The organism is Streptomyces fractus, from assembly GCF_049844455.1.
Lineage (GTDB): Bacteria > Actinomycetota > Actinomycetes > Streptomycetales > Streptomycetaceae > Streptomyces > Streptomyces fractus.
The window spans coordinates 6,778,914-6,793,539 of sequence record NZ_JBMYHI010000002.1 but is presented as its reverse complement, the minus strand read 5'-3'; the positions used below and the strand labels follow the sequence as shown (position 1 = coordinate 6,793,539).

At 71.1% G+C, this 14,626-nt stretch carries 13 protein-coding genes; 10 read left to right on the top strand and 3 right to left on the bottom strand.

Annotation, left to right across the window (positions count from 1 at the left end; genetic code table 11):
* Positions 1-159 precede the first annotated feature (159 nt).
* A complete protein-coding gene (locus ACP4E5_RS32720; protein ID WP_425835040.1) occupies positions 160-891 on the bottom strand; it encodes a VIT1/CCC1 transporter family protein in 732 nt (243 codons plus the stop codon).
* Positions 892-1,155: 264 nt separating this feature from the next.
* Here ACP4E5_RS32720 and ACP4E5_RS32715 point away from each other — a divergent pair, with 264 nt between their 5' ends.
* The 10 genes from ACP4E5_RS32715 to ACP4E5_RS32670 all read left to right on the top strand — a co-directional run bounded on the left by ACP4E5_RS32715 (position 1,156) and on the right by ACP4E5_RS32670 (position 12,613).
* The gene (locus ACP4E5_RS32715; RefSeq protein WP_425835038.1) at positions 1,156-2,217 is read left to right on the top strand and encodes a LacI family DNA-binding transcriptional regulator; all 1,062 of its coding nucleotides are present in this window, start codon (positions 1,156-1,158) and stop codon (positions 2,215-2,217) included.
* A 16-nt stretch (positions 2,218-2,233) separates the two neighbouring features.
* On the top strand, positions 2,234-3,202 hold the full coding sequence (locus tag ACP4E5_RS32710) for a carbohydrate ABC transporter permease (protein WP_425835036.1): 969 nt from the start codon (positions 2,234-2,236) through the stop codon (positions 3,200-3,202).
* The gene (locus tag ACP4E5_RS32705; protein WP_425835034.1) at positions 3,199-4,047 is read left to right on the top strand and encodes a carbohydrate ABC transporter permease; all 849 of its coding nucleotides are present in this window, start codon (positions 3,199-3,201) and stop codon (positions 4,045-4,047) included. Before ACP4E5_RS32710 ends, ACP4E5_RS32705 begins: the two co-directional genes overlap by 4 nt.
* Positions 4,047-5,366 carry an ABC transporter substrate-binding protein gene (locus ACP4E5_RS32700; protein ID WP_425835032.1) on the top strand — a complete coding sequence of 440 codons (1,320 nt, stop codon included), beginning with the start codon at positions 4,047-4,049 and terminating at the stop codon, positions 5,364-5,366. Before ACP4E5_RS32705 ends, ACP4E5_RS32700 begins: the two co-directional genes overlap by 1 nt.
* A 64-nt stretch (positions 5,367-5,430) precedes the next feature.
* Complete coding sequence (locus tag ACP4E5_RS32695; RefSeq protein WP_425835030.1) at positions 5,431-6,561, top strand: ADP-ribosylglycohydrolase family protein; 1,131 nt, start codon at positions 5,431-5,433, stop codon at positions 6,559-6,561.
* Positions 6,558-7,904 carry an ADP-ribosylglycohydrolase family protein gene (locus ACP4E5_RS32690; protein WP_425835028.1) on the top strand — a complete coding sequence of 449 codons (1,347 nt, stop codon included), beginning with the start codon at positions 6,558-6,560 and terminating at the stop codon, positions 7,902-7,904. Before ACP4E5_RS32695 ends, ACP4E5_RS32690 begins: the two co-directional genes overlap by 4 nt.
* Positions 7,901-9,067 carry an ADP-ribosylglycohydrolase family protein gene (locus ACP4E5_RS32685; protein ID WP_425835026.1) on the top strand — a complete coding sequence of 389 codons (1,167 nt, stop codon included), beginning with the start codon at positions 7,901-7,903 and terminating at the stop codon, positions 9,065-9,067. The genes ACP4E5_RS32690 and ACP4E5_RS32685 overlap by 4 nt, the downstream gene beginning before the upstream one ends.
* Positions 9,067-10,539, top strand: coding sequence for an ADP-ribosylglycohydrolase family protein (locus ACP4E5_RS32680; protein ID WP_425835024.1), 1,473 nt, complete (start codon positions 9,067-9,069; stop codon positions 10,537-10,539). Before ACP4E5_RS32685 ends, ACP4E5_RS32680 begins: the two co-directional genes overlap by 1 nt.
* Positions 10,536-11,747, top strand: coding sequence for a CaiB/BaiF CoA transferase family protein (locus ACP4E5_RS32675; RefSeq protein WP_425835022.1), 1,212 nt, complete (start codon positions 10,536-10,538; stop codon positions 11,745-11,747). The genes ACP4E5_RS32680 and ACP4E5_RS32675 overlap by 4 nt, the downstream gene beginning before the upstream one ends.
* The gene (locus ACP4E5_RS32670; RefSeq protein WP_425835020.1) at positions 11,744-12,613 is read left to right on the top strand and encodes an HpcH/HpaI aldolase/citrate lyase family protein; all 870 of its coding nucleotides are present in this window, start codon (positions 11,744-11,746) and stop codon (positions 12,611-12,613) included. The genes ACP4E5_RS32675 and ACP4E5_RS32670 overlap by 4 nt, the downstream gene beginning before the upstream one ends.
* On the opposite strand, the gene lgt is transcribed toward ACP4E5_RS32670, so the two are convergent.
* Positions 12,600-13,514, bottom strand: a complete 915-nt coding sequence (lgt, locus tag ACP4E5_RS32665; protein WP_425835018.1) for a prolipoprotein diacylglyceryl transferase — start codon at positions 13,512-13,514, stop codon at positions 12,600-12,602. The two genes, ACP4E5_RS32670 and lgt, sit on opposite strands and share 14 nt — an antisense overlap.
* 73 nt (positions 13,515-13,587) lie before the next feature.
* Positions 13,588-14,364: a DsbA family protein gene (locus ACP4E5_RS32660; protein ID WP_425835016.1), complete on the bottom strand. Its 777-nt coding sequence runs from the start codon at positions 14,362-14,364 to the stop codon at positions 13,588-13,590.
* Positions 14,365-14,626: the final 262 nt, after the last annotated feature.

Here is a 14,626-nt window from a genome sequence, read left to right as displayed (position 1 = left end):
TCGATGTCCGAGGGCCGGGGTGGTGCCGGTGTGCGCCGAGGGCCTCATTGCCCTCAGCGCTTACGGCTCATGCCCCGTGGTCAAGTAATCGAAACCGCGCGGTAACGACTACTTATGCAAAGGGCTGTATAGGCATCTTCAGGCCAGGGCCGCGACCCGTCAACCAGCAAAAGTCCCGAAGACGGTCCCCAGGAGATACGTCACACCCGCCGCTGCGCCACCGAGGGCCAACTGCCGCAACCCGCTGAACCACCAGGAACGCGCGGTCACCTTCGCCACGACCGCCCCGCACGCGAAGAGTCCGACGAGCGCGAGCAGCACGGCGGGCCACAGGGCGCTCGCGCCGAGCAGATAGGGCAGCAACGGGATCAGGGCGCCGAGCGCGAACGATCCGAAGGACGAGACGGCGGCGACCATCGGCGAGGGAAGATCGCCGGGGTCGATGCCCAGCTCCTCGCGCGCATGGATCTCCAGGGCCTGCTCGGGGTCGCGCGACAGCTGCCTGGCCACCTCGTGCGCGAGCTCCGGCTCGACACCACGGGAGACGTACAGCTCGGCGAGCTCCTTCTCCTCGTCGGCCGGATGCTTCCTCAACTCGCGGCGCTCGACGTCGAGTTCGGCCTCGACCAGCTCGCGCTGGGAGGCGACGGAGGTGTACTCGCCCGCGGCCATGGAGAAGGCTCCGGCGGCGAGGCCCGACAGGCCGGTGATGATGATCGTCTGCTGCGAGGCGGCGCCGCCCGCGACGCCGGCCATGAGCGCGAAGTTGGAGACGAGCCCGTCCATCGCGCCGAAGACCGCGGGGCGCAGCCAGCCACCGTTGACATCACGGTGCGTGTGGTTGTCCCGGTGGGCGTCGTGCAGTGCCGCCCCGGTCTCGATGATGGTCATGCTCGTGAACCCCGCTCCCCTGCGACTGCTGTGGTTACGAGTCCGAAAGTACGCGCGAAAAATCGGCCCTGCCAGCAAGGAAGGCCGTACTTACCTGCGGTTTTGCGCTCTGCGCAACACGCTGACCTCCGCCTTCCCGGACTCACCCGTGAGGTGGATCACATGATGGGTGCGTTGACGGGCAGGGAAACCTGAGCGCAACATCCGTAAACGTTTACAGCAGGCGGAAACGTTTACAGCTCAACGGCGAAGGGGCAGGGCGCGGTGCCGAGAACCACAGTCACCCCGAGCGGCGGGCAGCCGACGATCATCTCCATCGCCGAGCGGGCGGGGGTCTCGATCGCGTCCGTCTCCCGTGTGCTCAACGGGATCGGGGCCCGCCCCGCGACCGTCGAGAAGGTCGAGCGCGCCGCCGCCGAACTCGGCTATGTGCCCAACGCGGTGGCCCGCTCCCTCAAGGACGGCCGCACCCGCCAGCTCACCTTCGCGATGCCCGACATCGGCAACCCGGTGTACGTGGCGATGGTCCGCGCCATCCAGTCCGTCGCGAAGGCGGCCGGATATCGCCTCCTGCTGCACTCCACGGACGCCGTCGCCGAGGACGAGCTCGCCGTGCTCCGCAGCCTCGGCGACCGCACCAGCGACGGCCTCATCCTGTGCCCCATCCGCATCACGGACGCCCACGTGGACGCGCTGCGCACGGCGTCCGGCCCGGTCGTCGTCATCGGCTCACTGCCCAACGGCGTCCCGGTCGACAGCGTGCGCGCCGACTCCGTCGAGGGCGTCGCGCTCGCCGTGCGTCATCTGTACGAGACGGGCCGGCGCCGCATCGCCTTCGTCAACGGCCCCGCCGACACGGTCCCCGGCCGCAAGCGCGGCGAGGGCTTCCGCAAGGCCCTCGCGGACTGCGGCCTCGTATACGACCCGCAGCTCGTCGTGCACACGGACTTCGACATCGAGTCCGGGGCCGCGGCCACCGAGGCGCTCCTCGACCTGCGGCCCGACGCGGTGTTCGGCGCCAACGACCAGCTGGCGCTCGGCGCCGCCCGCGCCCTGCACGCCCGTGGCCTGCGGATACCCGAGGACGTCGCGGTCGCGGGGATGGACGACAGCGTGCTGGCGCAGGCCGGCTGGCCCCCGCTGACCAGCGTCGACCTGGGCTCCACCGAACGCGGTCGCCGCGCCGCCGAACTGCTGCTGCACCGCCTGAACACCCCGCCGCAGGCCCCCGGCAGCACCCCCGAGAACCCCACCTCCCGCTCCACCACCGCCCCTCCCCGCCTCGTCGTCCGCGCCTCCACGGGCCGGGCGGCGCCCGACAGTTGAGACACCGAGGATTCCCATGAGTCTCACCGCGCCACGGGACAATGCCGTCCCGGGTAGCCGCGGCACACCACCGCCCCGGACGCCGGGTCAGCGCAAGCGGGCGCTGGGCCTGGACCGGGGGGCGTGGTTCCTGCTGATGCCCGCGCTGATCCCGATCCTGATCCTCAGCGTGGTCCCGCTCCTGTACGGCCTGTCGCTCGCGTTCACCGACTCGCAGGCCGGGCGGACCTCCCCCACGCGGTTCATCGGCCTGGACAATTTCCTGGATCTGCGCCACGACTCGTTGTTCTGGGAGTCGTTCCGGATCGGCCTGGTCTGGGCGGTGAGCGTGACGGCCCTGCAGTTCGTGCTGGCGCTCGGCCTCGCACTGCTGCTCAACCAGAACCTGCGTTTCCGCGGGCTGGCCCGCACCCTGGCGCTCGTCCCGTGGGCGATGCCCGAGGTCGTCGTCGGCATCATGTGGCGGCTCGTCTACCACTCGGACGCGGGCATTCTGAACAAGACGCTGACTCAGTTGGGGCTGATCCACGAGAACGTCGACTGGCTCGCGAACCTGTCGTACGCGCTGCCCGCGGTGATCGTGGTGGGCGTCTGGGCGGGCATGCCGCAGACGACGGTGGTGCTCCTCGCCGGGCTCCAGAACGTGCCGGTCGAACTGCGGGAGGCCGCGCAGCTGGACGGCGCGGGGATGTGGCGCCGCTTCACGGCCGTGACCTGGCCGGCCCTGAAGCCGGTGGTCATCGCCATCACGGCGCTCAACTTCATCTGGAACTTCAACTCCTTCGGCCTGGTCTACGTGCTGACGCAGGGCGGCCCCGGCGGCCAGACCCGCCTCCCGATGCTGTTCGCGTACGAAGAGGCCTTCAAGTACGGGCAGTTCGGCTACGCCGCCGCGATGGGCCTGGCGATGGTCGCGGTGATCGCGGTGCTGCTGACGCTGTTCCTCCGTAAGAAGCTCAAGGAAGATGTGGAGGCGGCGGCATGAGCGCGAGCACGACACTCCCCCGGGTCGCGGGCCGCGCGGGCCAGTATGCGGCGCTGCTCTGCTACATGATCTTCCTGGCCTTCCCGTTCCTGTGGCTGATCTCGACGTCGTTCAAGTCCCCGCAGGAGCTGGGCGCGATCGACCCGAGCTGGCTGCCGCGGCACCCGAGCCTGGACAACTACCGCGCCGCGTTCGACGCGCAGCCGCTGCTCCGCTCGGCGCTCAACAGCCTCGTCGTCGCGGTCAGCGCCTCCGTGATCTCGGTGGCGATCGCGGTCCCGGCCTCGTACGTCATGGTCCGGTACCGGACGCGCGTCAGTCAGGCGGGCACGGGCTGGATCCTGGTCAGCCAGATGTTCCCGTTCGTGCTGATCATCATCCCGTTGTTCCTGGTCCTGAAGAACCTGCGGATGATCGACAGCCTCTTCGGCCTGATCATCGTCTACGTCGTCTGGAACCTGCCCTTCTCGCTCTGGATGCTCCAGGGCTACGTGAAGTCGGTGCCGCGCTCCCTGGAGGAGGCCGCGGCGGTGGACGGCGCGGGCCGTCTGCGCACGCTGACCAGCGTGGTCCTTCCGCTGCTCGCACCCGGCCTCGTGGCGACGCTGATGTTCAGCTTCGTGACCGCCTGGAACGAGTTCTTCTTCGCCCTCGTCCTCCTCAAGTCCCCGGAGAACCAGACGATGTCGGTCATCCTCACCCGCTTCCTCGGCGCCGAGGGAGTGGCCGATCTGGGGCCGCTCGCCGCGGCCTCGGTCCTCGCCACGATCCCCAGCCTCGTCTTCTTCGCGCTGCTCCAGCGGCGGCTCGTCGGCGGCATGCTCAGCGGGGCGGTGAAGGGCTGATGCGCGTACGGAAACTCACCGCGGCGGCAGCGGTCGCGCTCTCCCTCACACTGGTCGCCGGCTGCTCCGGATCCGGCTCGGACTCCGATTCGGCGAACGGCACGGTCACCCTCGAATTCCTCAGCCTCGCCTGGCAGAAGGAGTCGGTCGCGGCCAACAAGGCGCTGGTCAAGCAGTGGAACGACACCCACGCCAAGGTCAAGGTCAAGTACGTCCAGGGCGTCTGGGACAGCATCCACGACCAGCTGCTGACCTCCTTCGAGGGCGGCAAGGCGCCGGACATCTTCCACGACGACGCCTCCGACCTCACCGACTTCGGGCACGGCGGCTACCTCGCCGACCTGAGCCCGTACCTGCCGAAGTCGCTGCGCGCGGACATCCCGAAGGCGTCCTGGGCGACGACGACGTACGGGAAGAAGATCTACGGCATCCCGTTCCTCCAGGAACCGCGCGTGCTCGTCGTGAACAAGAAGCTCCTGAAGCAGTCGGGCGCGCGCACACCCACCGTTCAACACCCTTGGTCCTGGGCCGAGTTCGAGCGCGTGAGCAAGAAGCTGACGCTCGACAAGAACGGCGACGGAAAGCCCGAGCGGTACGGCGTCGCTTGGTCGATGAAGGAGCCCGTCACCCAGTCCGTGAACCTCGCCCAGTCCACCGGCGGCAAGATCTTCTACAAGGACGGGGACGGCAAGAACCGGATCCGCTACGACGCCGCCGACTCGGCCACCGCACGGCTGATCAACCGGCAGGTCGACCAGGAGCACACCGCGCCCAAGTCGGCGCTCGGCATGGCCGGTTCGGACACGCTGCCCGGATTCTTCGCCGGCAAGTACGCGATGCTGCCGCTCAACTTCTCGTTCCGACAGCAGGTCCAGCAGCAGGCCCCCAAGGGCTTCGACTGGACCGTCCTGCCGATGCCCTCCGGTTCCGGCGGGCTTGCCCAGGGCGTCGCCCCGCAGACCCTGTCCGTCTCCGAGGACAGCAAGCACAAGAAGGCGGCGGCCCAGTTCATCGCCTACCTCACACAGGCCGACCACCAGGTCCAACTGGCGCGCGGCGACTGGCTGTTGCCCACCAGCCGCGAGGCTCTGAAGGACCCGTCCCTGACCACGGAGAAGTACGGCTGGAAGACGGGCTCCGAGATGGCGGCCTCGCTGCGCCCGTCCCCGGTGCTCGGGGTGCGGGGCTACGCCGAATGGAAGGACAAGATCGCCACCCCGGCCTTCCAGGAGTACTACAACGGCGCGTTCGGCGTAACAGAGCTGCGCAAACGCCTGGCGGACGACGGCAACCTGATCCTGGACCGCTACCAGCGCTGAGCATCCCCGGCAGCACAGCACCGAGTACCACCAGCACAACCCCAGAGATGAGCACGAACACACCATGAGCGTCAGCGTCGAACCGGACCCTCCCTCGGAGGGACCCCCTTCGGAGGGGCCTTCCTCGGAAGGGCCGGAACAGCCACGCAGACTCCGCACCGTCCCGCACCCTCCCCCCGCGGCCGCGATCTCCCTGCGGGACCGTGCCCGCGGGGCGCTCCTCGGGCTCGCCGTCGGTGACGCGCTCGGCGCGCCCGCGGAGAACATGAAGCCGTCCCAGATCCGCGAACGCTGGGGCCGTATCGAGGGCTTCGTCTCCGCCGACCCGGCGGGCACGGACGACACCGAGTACGCGATCTTCTCGGGCCTCCTCCTCGCCGAGCACGGAGCGGGCCTCACCATCGGGCACGTCGAGCGGGCCTGGCACACGTGGATCGCGGACCGTGACGAGGGCCCCTTCAAGGGGGCCGGTTTCAGCGAACGCGGCACGCTCGAGAACCTCCGCCGGGGCCTCACCGCCCCCATCTCCGCCCAGCACCGGCACGCCTGGAGCGACGGCCTCGCGATGCGCGCGGCGCCCTTCGGGGTGTACGCGGCGGGCCGCCCCGCGGAGGCGGGGCGGCTGGTGTCGATCGACGGCACGGTGTCGCACGACGGGGAGGGCATCCACGGCGGCCGGGCGGTCGCGGCGGGGGTCGCGGCGGCGATGGTCAGCCACAATCCGGACGCGGTGGTCCAGGCGGCGCTCTCCGTCGTCCCCGACGACTCCTGGACCGCGCGCTCCCTGCACCGCGCGGTCTCGGCGGCGCGGCGGGCCCGCCGCGACCCTGACGGCACGCAGTTGTCGATGGAACGGGCGGTCCGCAAGGCCGTCGTCATCGGCGGCTACCCGTGGACGGACCTGGCCCCCGAGGCGGTCGGCCTCGCCTTCGGCGCGTTCGCGGTGGCCCGCGGCGACTTCCGCGAATCGGTCCTCACGGCGGTCAACATGGGCCGCGACGCGGACACGACGGCGGCGGTGGCGGGGGCGTTGGCGGGGGCCCTGTGCGGCGCGTCGTCGATCCCGCCGGACTGGGCGTCCGCGATCGGCCCGGTCCGCGGCTCCTGCCTCCCGTCCATGGCGGGCCGCCACGTCCTGGACGTCGCCGACCGCCTCACGCCTCCGCCGCCGGACCGAACGGGGGCGGTGGCATGAATCCCGATCACGCCACGGGCCTCCGCCCCGGCCCCCGCGCCTCAAACGCCGGCGGGGCTGAAAATACCCACCCCCACCAAGCCCGGCCGGCACACTCCAGCGCAGGTCCGGAAAATCAAGCCCCTGCGGCGATTGAGCAGCGGGGTCTGGGGCAGAGCCCCAGGGCCGCAACCGCATCCGCCGCCACGAACATCGGCCGCATCGAGGGACTACTCCTAGGAATCGCCGCAGGGGACGCCGCCGGCTGGCCGTCGGGACGACACCGCGCCGCACGCCTCCCGGAATGGACAAGACGCCTCACCCGCGAACTCGACACCTTCGCCGAGCAGAACGCCACCACCACCCTCCCCGTCCCCATCGCCCTGAACCAACCCCCCGAACCCCTCCGCCTCGGCCCCTCCGACGACGCCGAATGGGCCGCATTCACCGCATTCGCCGTCCTCTCCGCCTACGCCGAAGGACTCGGCGACCTCCCTCCCGACCACCGCGTCCGCTCCTCCCTCTCCCTCGCCTGGAACACCCTCTCCGACGAGATCGCCGCGGCAGCGGCCCGCGCCGACGAGATCGAATCCGCCGACATCCCCCTGCGCGCCCGCATCTCGGTCCGCGCGGGCCTCGGCAACCTCGCGGCGGGCCTGCGCCCACCCGCCACCGGCCACGACAACCCGCACTACTTCGACGACGCGGCCTGCGTCCGCGCATGCGTGCTCGCGGCCGTCCACCCCGGCGAACCCGAACTCGCGGCGGAACTCGCCGAGTTCGACGCCCGCTACACCCAGGACGGCGACGGCGTGCACGGTGCCCGCGCGATGGCGGCGGCGGTGGCCTCCGCCCTCGGCGGCGCTGACGTCGACGCCTGCGTGGACGCGGCGCTCGCCCAACTCCCGTCCGGCACCGAGATCCACCGCAACGCCCACAGAGCCGTAGAGCTCGGCCGCGCCACGGCGGCGGCCCGCCCCGGACAGCCCGGCAACGCGTTCGCGCTGGTCCCCGTCCTGGAACACGAGATCGTCGACCACGTCTACAGCTACGGCATCGCCGCCGCCGAGACCGTCCCCGTGGCACTCGCCGTGGCGACGGCCGCCGCGGGCTCGGTCACCGAAGCCGTACCCACCGCGGCCTGCCTGTCCCGCGTCGCGGACTCGGCACCCGCCCTGACCGGCGCCCTCACCGGCGCGATCGGCGGCGCGGACGCGCTGCCGCGCACCTGGCGGGACGCCTGCGACATCCTCGCGGGCTGCGCGCTGCCGCAACTCGCGGGCACGGCGCTGACGACCCTGGCCGACCGCCTCGCCCGCGCCACCTCCACGAACTCCCCTGCTCCGGAAGGAACTTCAGCATGAGCTCGGCAGCCGTTTCCACGACCACCTCACTGGAAGACCGCACCACCGGCGCCCTCGTCGGCGCGGCCGTGGGCGACGCGCTCGGCGGCCCGGTCGAGGGCTGGACGCCGGAGGCCATCGCGGAGCGGCACGGCGGCCGGGTGCGCGGCATCGTAGAACCCTTCTACAAGGACGACTGGCGAACGGCCCGCCCCATCGCCCCGTACCACAAGGGCGACGGCCACGTCACCGACGACACCTTGATGACGCACGCCCTCATCCGCGTCTACGAGAAGGTCCGCGACCACCTCGACGCCTACGCGGTCGCCGACCACCTGGTGCCCGACCTGATCTCGACTCCCCGCTGGATCCCGGAACTCGAGGCCGAGGCCCTCCCCCTCCAGCGCATCTTCCTCGCCGAGAAGTGGATCGTCGCGCGCATCCACTACGGGCACGTGGACCCGCGCGAGGCGGGCGTCGGCAACATCGTGAACTGCGGCGCCGCGATGTACATGGCCCCGGTCGGCGCGGTCAACGCGGGCAACCCGCTCAAGGCCTACGAGGAAGCCCTCGACGTCGCGGGCGCGCACCAGTCCTCGTACGGCAGGGAGGCGGCGGGAGTCTTCGCGGCGGCGGTCGCGGCGGCGTACAAGCCGGGCGCGACGCCCGAGTCGGTCGTCGCGGACGCCCTGGCCCTCGCCAAGGACGGCACACGTTCGGCGATCGAGGCGGTCTGCGAAGTGGCGTCCCGCTACGACGACTTCGAGGACGCGCTGACGCCGCTGCGCACGGCGGTGGAACCCTTCGACACGGTCGGCCCGGACTACCGCAAGCCGTCCCTCGGCGCCCGCCGCCCCTCGCGCCTGCACGCCATCGAGGAACTCCCCATCGCCCTCGGCATGTTGCTGGTCGGCCGCGGCGACTTCCGGCACACCGTGCTCGGCTCGGTCAACTACGGCCGCGACTGCGACTCGATCGCCACGATGAGCGGGGCGATCGTCGGGGCGCTGTACGGCGAGGGGGCCGTGCCCAAGGAGTGGAGCACCGAGATCGCACGGGCCAGCAAGCTGGACCTGCACGGCCCGGCGACGTCCCTCGCCCGGATCACGCGCGAGGTGCACGCCAAAGACCTGGACCGCCGTCGCTCGCACGAAGCCGCGTTCGCGGCGGTGGCGGGGCTGTGATGCTGCGCCTCACGTGGGTGCAGCCCGAGGACCTGCTCGGCCATGAGCTGCGCCAGGCGACGCAGGACGGCCGTGACGCGTCCGCGATCGAGCGGCGCTGGGTGGCTGCGGGCGGCCACCTCGCGCCGGACCGCGCGGGCGCGTCCCCCGCCCCGGTACCACCGGAACTCCGCGCTCTGGCCGAGCGGCTGCTCGACGAACTCGCCGCGATGAGCTCGCCGCTGCCGGAGCCGACGGACCTGACGGCGATCGAATCCGCGACAACGAACTCTCCCCCACCCCGCCCCTTCCCGAAACCGGGGCTCCGCCCCGGACCCCGCGCCTCAATCGCCGGCGGGGCTGATCTTTCAGCCCCTCCGGCGGTTGAGGAGGCCCGTCCGGCAGGACTTTCGGGAAGGGGCGGGGTGGGGGACGAGAACGCCCTGCTGGACCGACTCCACGCCGCCTGGCTCGGCCGCGCCGCCGGCTGCCTCCTCGGCAAGCCCGTCGAGAAACTCCCCCTCGAAGGAATCAGGGCCATCGCCCGCTCCACCGGAAACTGGCCGCTGAACACCTGGTTCACCGAGCGCGACCTGGACCCGGACATCGCCCACCGCTACCCGTGGAACCGCCGCAGCGCCCCCACCTCCCTCGCCGAGAACATCGACGGCATGCCGGAGGACGACGACCTCAACTACCCGCTGCTCGGACTGCTGTTGCTGCAACGGCACGGTCAGGACTTCACCACGGACGACGTGGCGAAACTGTGGCTCGACGAACTCCCCGCGGGCCGCACCTTCACCGCCGAACGCATCGCCTACCGCAACCTCCTCACCGGCCTCGAACCCCCGCACACGGCGACGTACCGCAACCCCTTCCGCGAATGGATCGGCGCCCAGATCCGCGCCGACGTCTTCGGCTGGATCAACCCGGGGGACCCGGCCCGCGCGGCCCGTCTCGCCCACCGGGACGCCGTTCTCACGCACACCGCGAACGGCGTGTACGGCGCGATGTTCACGGCCGCCACCATCGCCGCGGCCGCCTCGGGCACGGCGGACGTACACACGGCACTCGCCACCGGCCTGACGGTCGTACCCCCGCACTCGCGCTACGCGCAGGCCGTACGCCGAGGCGTCGAACTCGCCGCGAAACACGCCGACTTCGACGCGGTCGTTGACGAACTGCACGCCGACTACTCCGCCACCCACCACTGGGTCCACGTCCTCCCCAACGCCGCCCTCCTCGCCGCCGCCCTCACCCACGCCGACGGCGACTTCGAGGGCTCCATCTGCCGCGCGGTGAGCGGCGGCTGGGACACCGACTCCAACGGCGCGACCGCCGGCTCGATCGCCGGACTGCTGGCCGGGCACCCCGACGCGCTCGGCGACCGCTGGACCGCCCCTCTCAAGAACCGGCTCGCCACCACGGTCGCCGGCTTCGACGGCATCGGCTTCGACGAACTGGCCCGGCTCACCCTGGAGGCCCGCACATGACGACACCTCAAGAACCCACCGCACACGGCCCCTTGACCGGCCTGCGCGTCCTCGATCTCGCCACCCTCTTCGCCGGGCCGATCTGCGCCACGATGCTCGGCGACTTCGGCGCCGAGGTCATCAAGATCGAGCACCCGCGCCGGCCCGACCCCTCCCGCGGCCACGGCCCGTCGAAGGACGGCGTCGGCCTCTGGTGGAAGACGCTCGGCCGCAACAAGAAGAACCTCACCCTCGACCTGTCCTCGCCCGGCGGCCGCGAGATCCTCCTCAAGCTGGCGGCGGACGCGGACGTCGTCATCGAGAACTTCCGCCCCGGCACCCTGGAGAAGTGGCACCTCGGCTGGGACGAACTCTCCGCCGCCAACCCGCGCCTGGTCCTCGCCCGCGTCACCGGCTTCGGCCAGTTCGGCCCGTACGCGCGCCGCCCCGGATTCGGCACGCTCGCGGAGGCCATGTCCGGCTTCGCCGCGGTCACCGGACAGCCCGACGGGCCGCCGACCCTCCCGCCGTTCGGCCTCGCCGACTCCATCGCCGCGCTCACCACGTCGTACGCCGTGATGGCGGCGCTGCGCGGCCGGGACACGACAGGGCGTGGCCAGGTCGTCGACATGGCGATCATCGAGCCGATGCTGTCGATCCTCGGCCCGCAGGCCACCTGGTACGACCAGCTCGGCTACGTCCAGCCGCGCACCGGAAACCGCTCGACGAACAACGCCCCGCGCAACACGTACCGCACCCGCGACGAGAAGTGGGTCGCGGTGTCGACGTCGGCGCAGTCGATCGCGGAGCGCGTGATGCACCTGGTCGGGCGGCCGGAGTTCATCGACGAGGAGTGGTTCGCGACGGGCTCGGGCCGCGCGCGGCACGCCGACGAACTCGACGCGGCGGTCGGCGGCTGGATCGCCTCCCACACCCGTGACGAGGTGGTCGCCGCCTTCGAGAAGGCGGAGGCGGCCATCGCCCCGATCTACGACATCCGCGACGTCATCGCCGACGAGCAGTACCGGGCCCTCGACTCGATCACCGAGCTTCCCGATCCGGATCTCGGCACGGTGAAGATGCAGAACGTCCTGTTCCGCCTCTCCGAGACCCCCGGCGCCATCCAGTGGACGGGCCGCCCGCACGGCTCGGACACCGACGAGATCCTGGGCGGACTCGGCCTGTCGGAGGCGGACATCACGTCGCTGCGGGAGGCTGGTGCGGTATGAGCGACTCGCTGGAAAAGACGTTCCTGACCTGGCTGTACGTGCCCGGGGACCGCCCCGACGTCGTCGCCAAGGCCCTCGGCTCGGGCGCCGACGTGGTGCTGGTCGACCTGGAGGACGCGGTCGCCCCCGACCGCAAGGCGTACGCGCTCGACGCCACCGCCGAACTCCTCGCCGACAAGCACAGGACGCCGGTGCACGTCCGCGTCAACACGCTGAACGGGCCGCTCGCCGAGCAGGAGGTGCGCCGTCTCACCCCGCTACCCGGCCTCGACGCGCTGCGGCTGCCGAAGGTGGGCGGCCCCGCGGACCTGACCCGCGTACAGGACTGGGCGGTCGAAGTCCCGCCGCTGTACGCCCTGTTGGAGTCGGCGACGGGCGTCGAGCACGCCTATGACATCGCCGCGCACCACTCCGTGCACGGCATCGCGCTCGGTGAGGCGGACCTGCGCGCCGACCTCGGCATCACGGACGGGGCGGGTCTCGCGTGGGTGCGCGGCCGTGCGGTCGTGGCGGCGCGCGCCGCCCGTCTCCCTCCCCCGCCGCAGTCCGTCTACCCGGACGTCCGCGACACGGAGGGCCTGGCCCGCTCCTGCGCCGAGGGCCGCGCCCTGGGCTTCCTCGGCCGCACCGCGATCCACCCCCGCCAGCTCCCGGTGATCGAGGAGGCCTTCCGGCCCACGGAGGCGGAGGTCGCGGCGGCGCGGGAGATCGTCTGCGCGGCGGCCACGGAGGCGGGCGCCCTGGCCCTCCCGGACGGCCGCTTCGTCGACGCGGCGGTGGTGGCGGGGGCGCGGCGGACGCTGAACCTGGCGGTCCGGCCCGGCGCCCCCCGATCGACCTACGGAGGAAACGTCACCCCTTCTTGAGGTCGACGGACTCCCCCGCCTCGTCCTTCGCCTCGCCCTTTGCCTCGTCCTTGGGCGCGTCGTCCGCCTCGGCGGCGTCGTCCTCGGCACCCGGTTCGACGATCTCCTCGCGCCCCGGCCGCTTCCGCGCCGAGAGCACCATGTAGATCACGGCGAGCACGAAGACGCCCAGCGCCGTCCAGTCGTTGAGCCGCAGCCCGAGAATGTGGTGCGCGTCGTCCACGCGCATGTACTCGATCCAGAACCGGCCTACGCAGTACGACGCGACGTACAGCGCGAACGCCCGCCCGTGCCCGAGCCGGAACTTCCGGTCAGCCCAGATGACGAGCAGCGCGACGCCGATGCACCACAGCGACTCGTACAGGAACGTCGGGTGGTACGTGCCCGGCACCCGCCCGTCCGTGTCCGAGGTGATCTTCAGGGCCCACGGCACGTCGGTGGCCCGGCCGTACAGCTCCTGGTTGAACCAGTTGCCCCAGCGGCCGATGGCCTGAGCGAGAGCGATGCCGGGCGCGAGCGCGTCGGCCCAGGCGGGCAGCGGGATGCCGCGGCGACGGCAGCCGATCCAGGCGCCGACCGCGCCCAGCGCGATCGCGCCCCAGATACCGAGGCCGCCCTCCCAGACCTTGAAGGCATCCACCCAGTCACGGCCCGGGCTGAAGTACAGCTCGTAGTCCGTGATCACGTGGTAGAGACGCCCGCCGACCAGGCCGAAAGGCACCGCCCACACGGCGATGTCGGCAACCGTGCCGGCCCGCCCACCGCGGGCGATCCAGCGCTTGTTGCCGAGCCAGACGGCCACGAAGACGCCGATGATGATGCAGAACGCGTAGCCGCGCAGCGGAATGGGTCCGAGATAGACCACTCCGCGCTCGGGGCTGGGGATGAAGGCAAGTTCCATGGCAGGTCCGACGCTACCGTGCCGGGCCGCGAGGTCGACGGGCAGCCCGGCAACGGCTGCGTAACAGCTCCGACTACTTGTTCGCGTCCTCGACCATCTTCTTGAGCTTGGCCGGGGTGAGGCTGTTGTCGCTCAGGATGTCCTTGCCGTTGAGCCGGACCGTCGGCGTCCCGGTGTGCTTCGCGTCCTGGAACGCCTTGTACGACTTCTTCACCCAGCTGTCGTGCGTGCCCTTGTTCACACACGACTTGAACGTGCTCGTGGTCAGGCCGTCGACCTTTCCGGCGAGCTCGATCAGCTTGTCGTTCTTCGCGTACGCGTCGTCGGTCTCCTCCGGCTGGTTCTCGTACAGCACGTCGTGGTAGTCGCGGAACTTCCCGGCGTCCTGTGCGCAGCCCGCCGCGTTGGCCGCGCGGAGCGAGCCCTCGCCCTTCAGGTTCGAGTCGATCAGCGTGACGAGGTGGTACTGGACCCTGAGCTCACCCGCGTCGGCCAGTTCGTGGATCGTCGAGCGGTACGTGTCCTCGAAGGTCTTGCAGGCGGGGCAGCGGAAGTCCTCCCAGATCTCGAGCGTCGACTTCGCGTCCGCCTTGCCGACGGGGATCGCCAGCTTGTCCTTGCCGTCGGCACCCTTCGGCGCGACCACGGGACCCGACGACGCGTCACTGGAACTGTCGTCTCCCGAATTCGCGGCGACCACCCCGATCACCGCGGCCAGGCCGAGCACACACACGACGGCCGCGCCCACGATCAACGTCCTGCGCCGCTTCTCAGCGGTCTTCTGCTTCTGGCGCTCGGCGGCAAGGCGTTCGCGGGCCGCGCGCTTTCCCTCTCGGTTCTTCTCGCTCACACCAGCGCCAACGAACCGGGAAGGCACGAGCGTGCCTCCCCGGTCCGGTTTCCATCCGTATGGGTGACGTAACTCCCTGTGACTACGGGTGGTTGCTAGGGCGTGTTTCGAAAGTAGCGTCGTCCGCCCGGAGGGCGGGCCTCGCGGGGCCTGGTGCGTGCGATCGCAAGGCGCCGGAATGGTCTCGTAGCGGAGCTACTAGGGCATTTCGGCAACGCCGCGAGCGTGCGTGCCAGGCCCCGCGAGGCAGACGGGACTTTCG

Excerpts from the sequence above, each read along its gene's own strand:
- ACP4E5_RS32720 (WP_425835040.1), bottom strand. The coding sequence starts at position 891 with ATGACCATCATCGAGACCGGGGCGGCACTGCACGACGCCCACCGGGAC.
- ACP4E5_RS32710 (WP_425835036.1), top strand. The coding sequence starts at position 2,234 with ATGAGTCTCACCGCGCCACGGGACAATGCCGTCCCGGGTAGCCGCGGC.
- ACP4E5_RS32705 (WP_425835034.1), top strand. The coding sequence starts at position 3,199 with ATGAGCGCGAGCACGACACTCCCCCGGGTCGCGGGCCGCGCGGGCCAG.
- ACP4E5_RS32700 (WP_425835032.1), top strand. The coding sequence starts at position 4,047 with ATGCGCGTACGGAAACTCACCGCGGCGGCAGCGGTCGCGCTCTCCCTC.
- ACP4E5_RS32695 (WP_425835030.1), top strand. The coding sequence starts at position 5,431 with ATGAGCGTCAGCGTCGAACCGGACCCTCCCTCGGAGGGACCCCCTTCG.
- ACP4E5_RS32690 (WP_425835028.1), top strand. The coding sequence starts at position 6,558 with ATGAATCCCGATCACGCCACGGGCCTCCGCCCCGGCCCCCGCGCCTCA.
- ACP4E5_RS32685 (WP_425835026.1), top strand. The coding sequence starts at position 7,901 with ATGAGCTCGGCAGCCGTTTCCACGACCACCTCACTGGAAGACCGCACC.
- ACP4E5_RS32680 (WP_425835024.1), top strand. The coding sequence starts at position 9,067 with ATGCTGCGCCTCACGTGGGTGCAGCCCGAGGACCTGCTCGGCCATGAG.
- ACP4E5_RS32675 (WP_425835022.1), top strand. The coding sequence starts at position 10,536 with ATGACGACACCTCAAGAACCCACCGCACACGGCCCCTTGACCGGCCTG.
- ACP4E5_RS32670 (WP_425835020.1), top strand. The coding sequence starts at position 11,744 with ATGAGCGACTCGCTGGAAAAGACGTTCCTGACCTGGCTGTACGTGCCC.
- lgt (WP_425835018.1), bottom strand. The coding sequence starts at position 13,514 with ATGGAACTTGCCTTCATCCCCAGCCCCGAGCGCGGAGTGGTCTATCTC.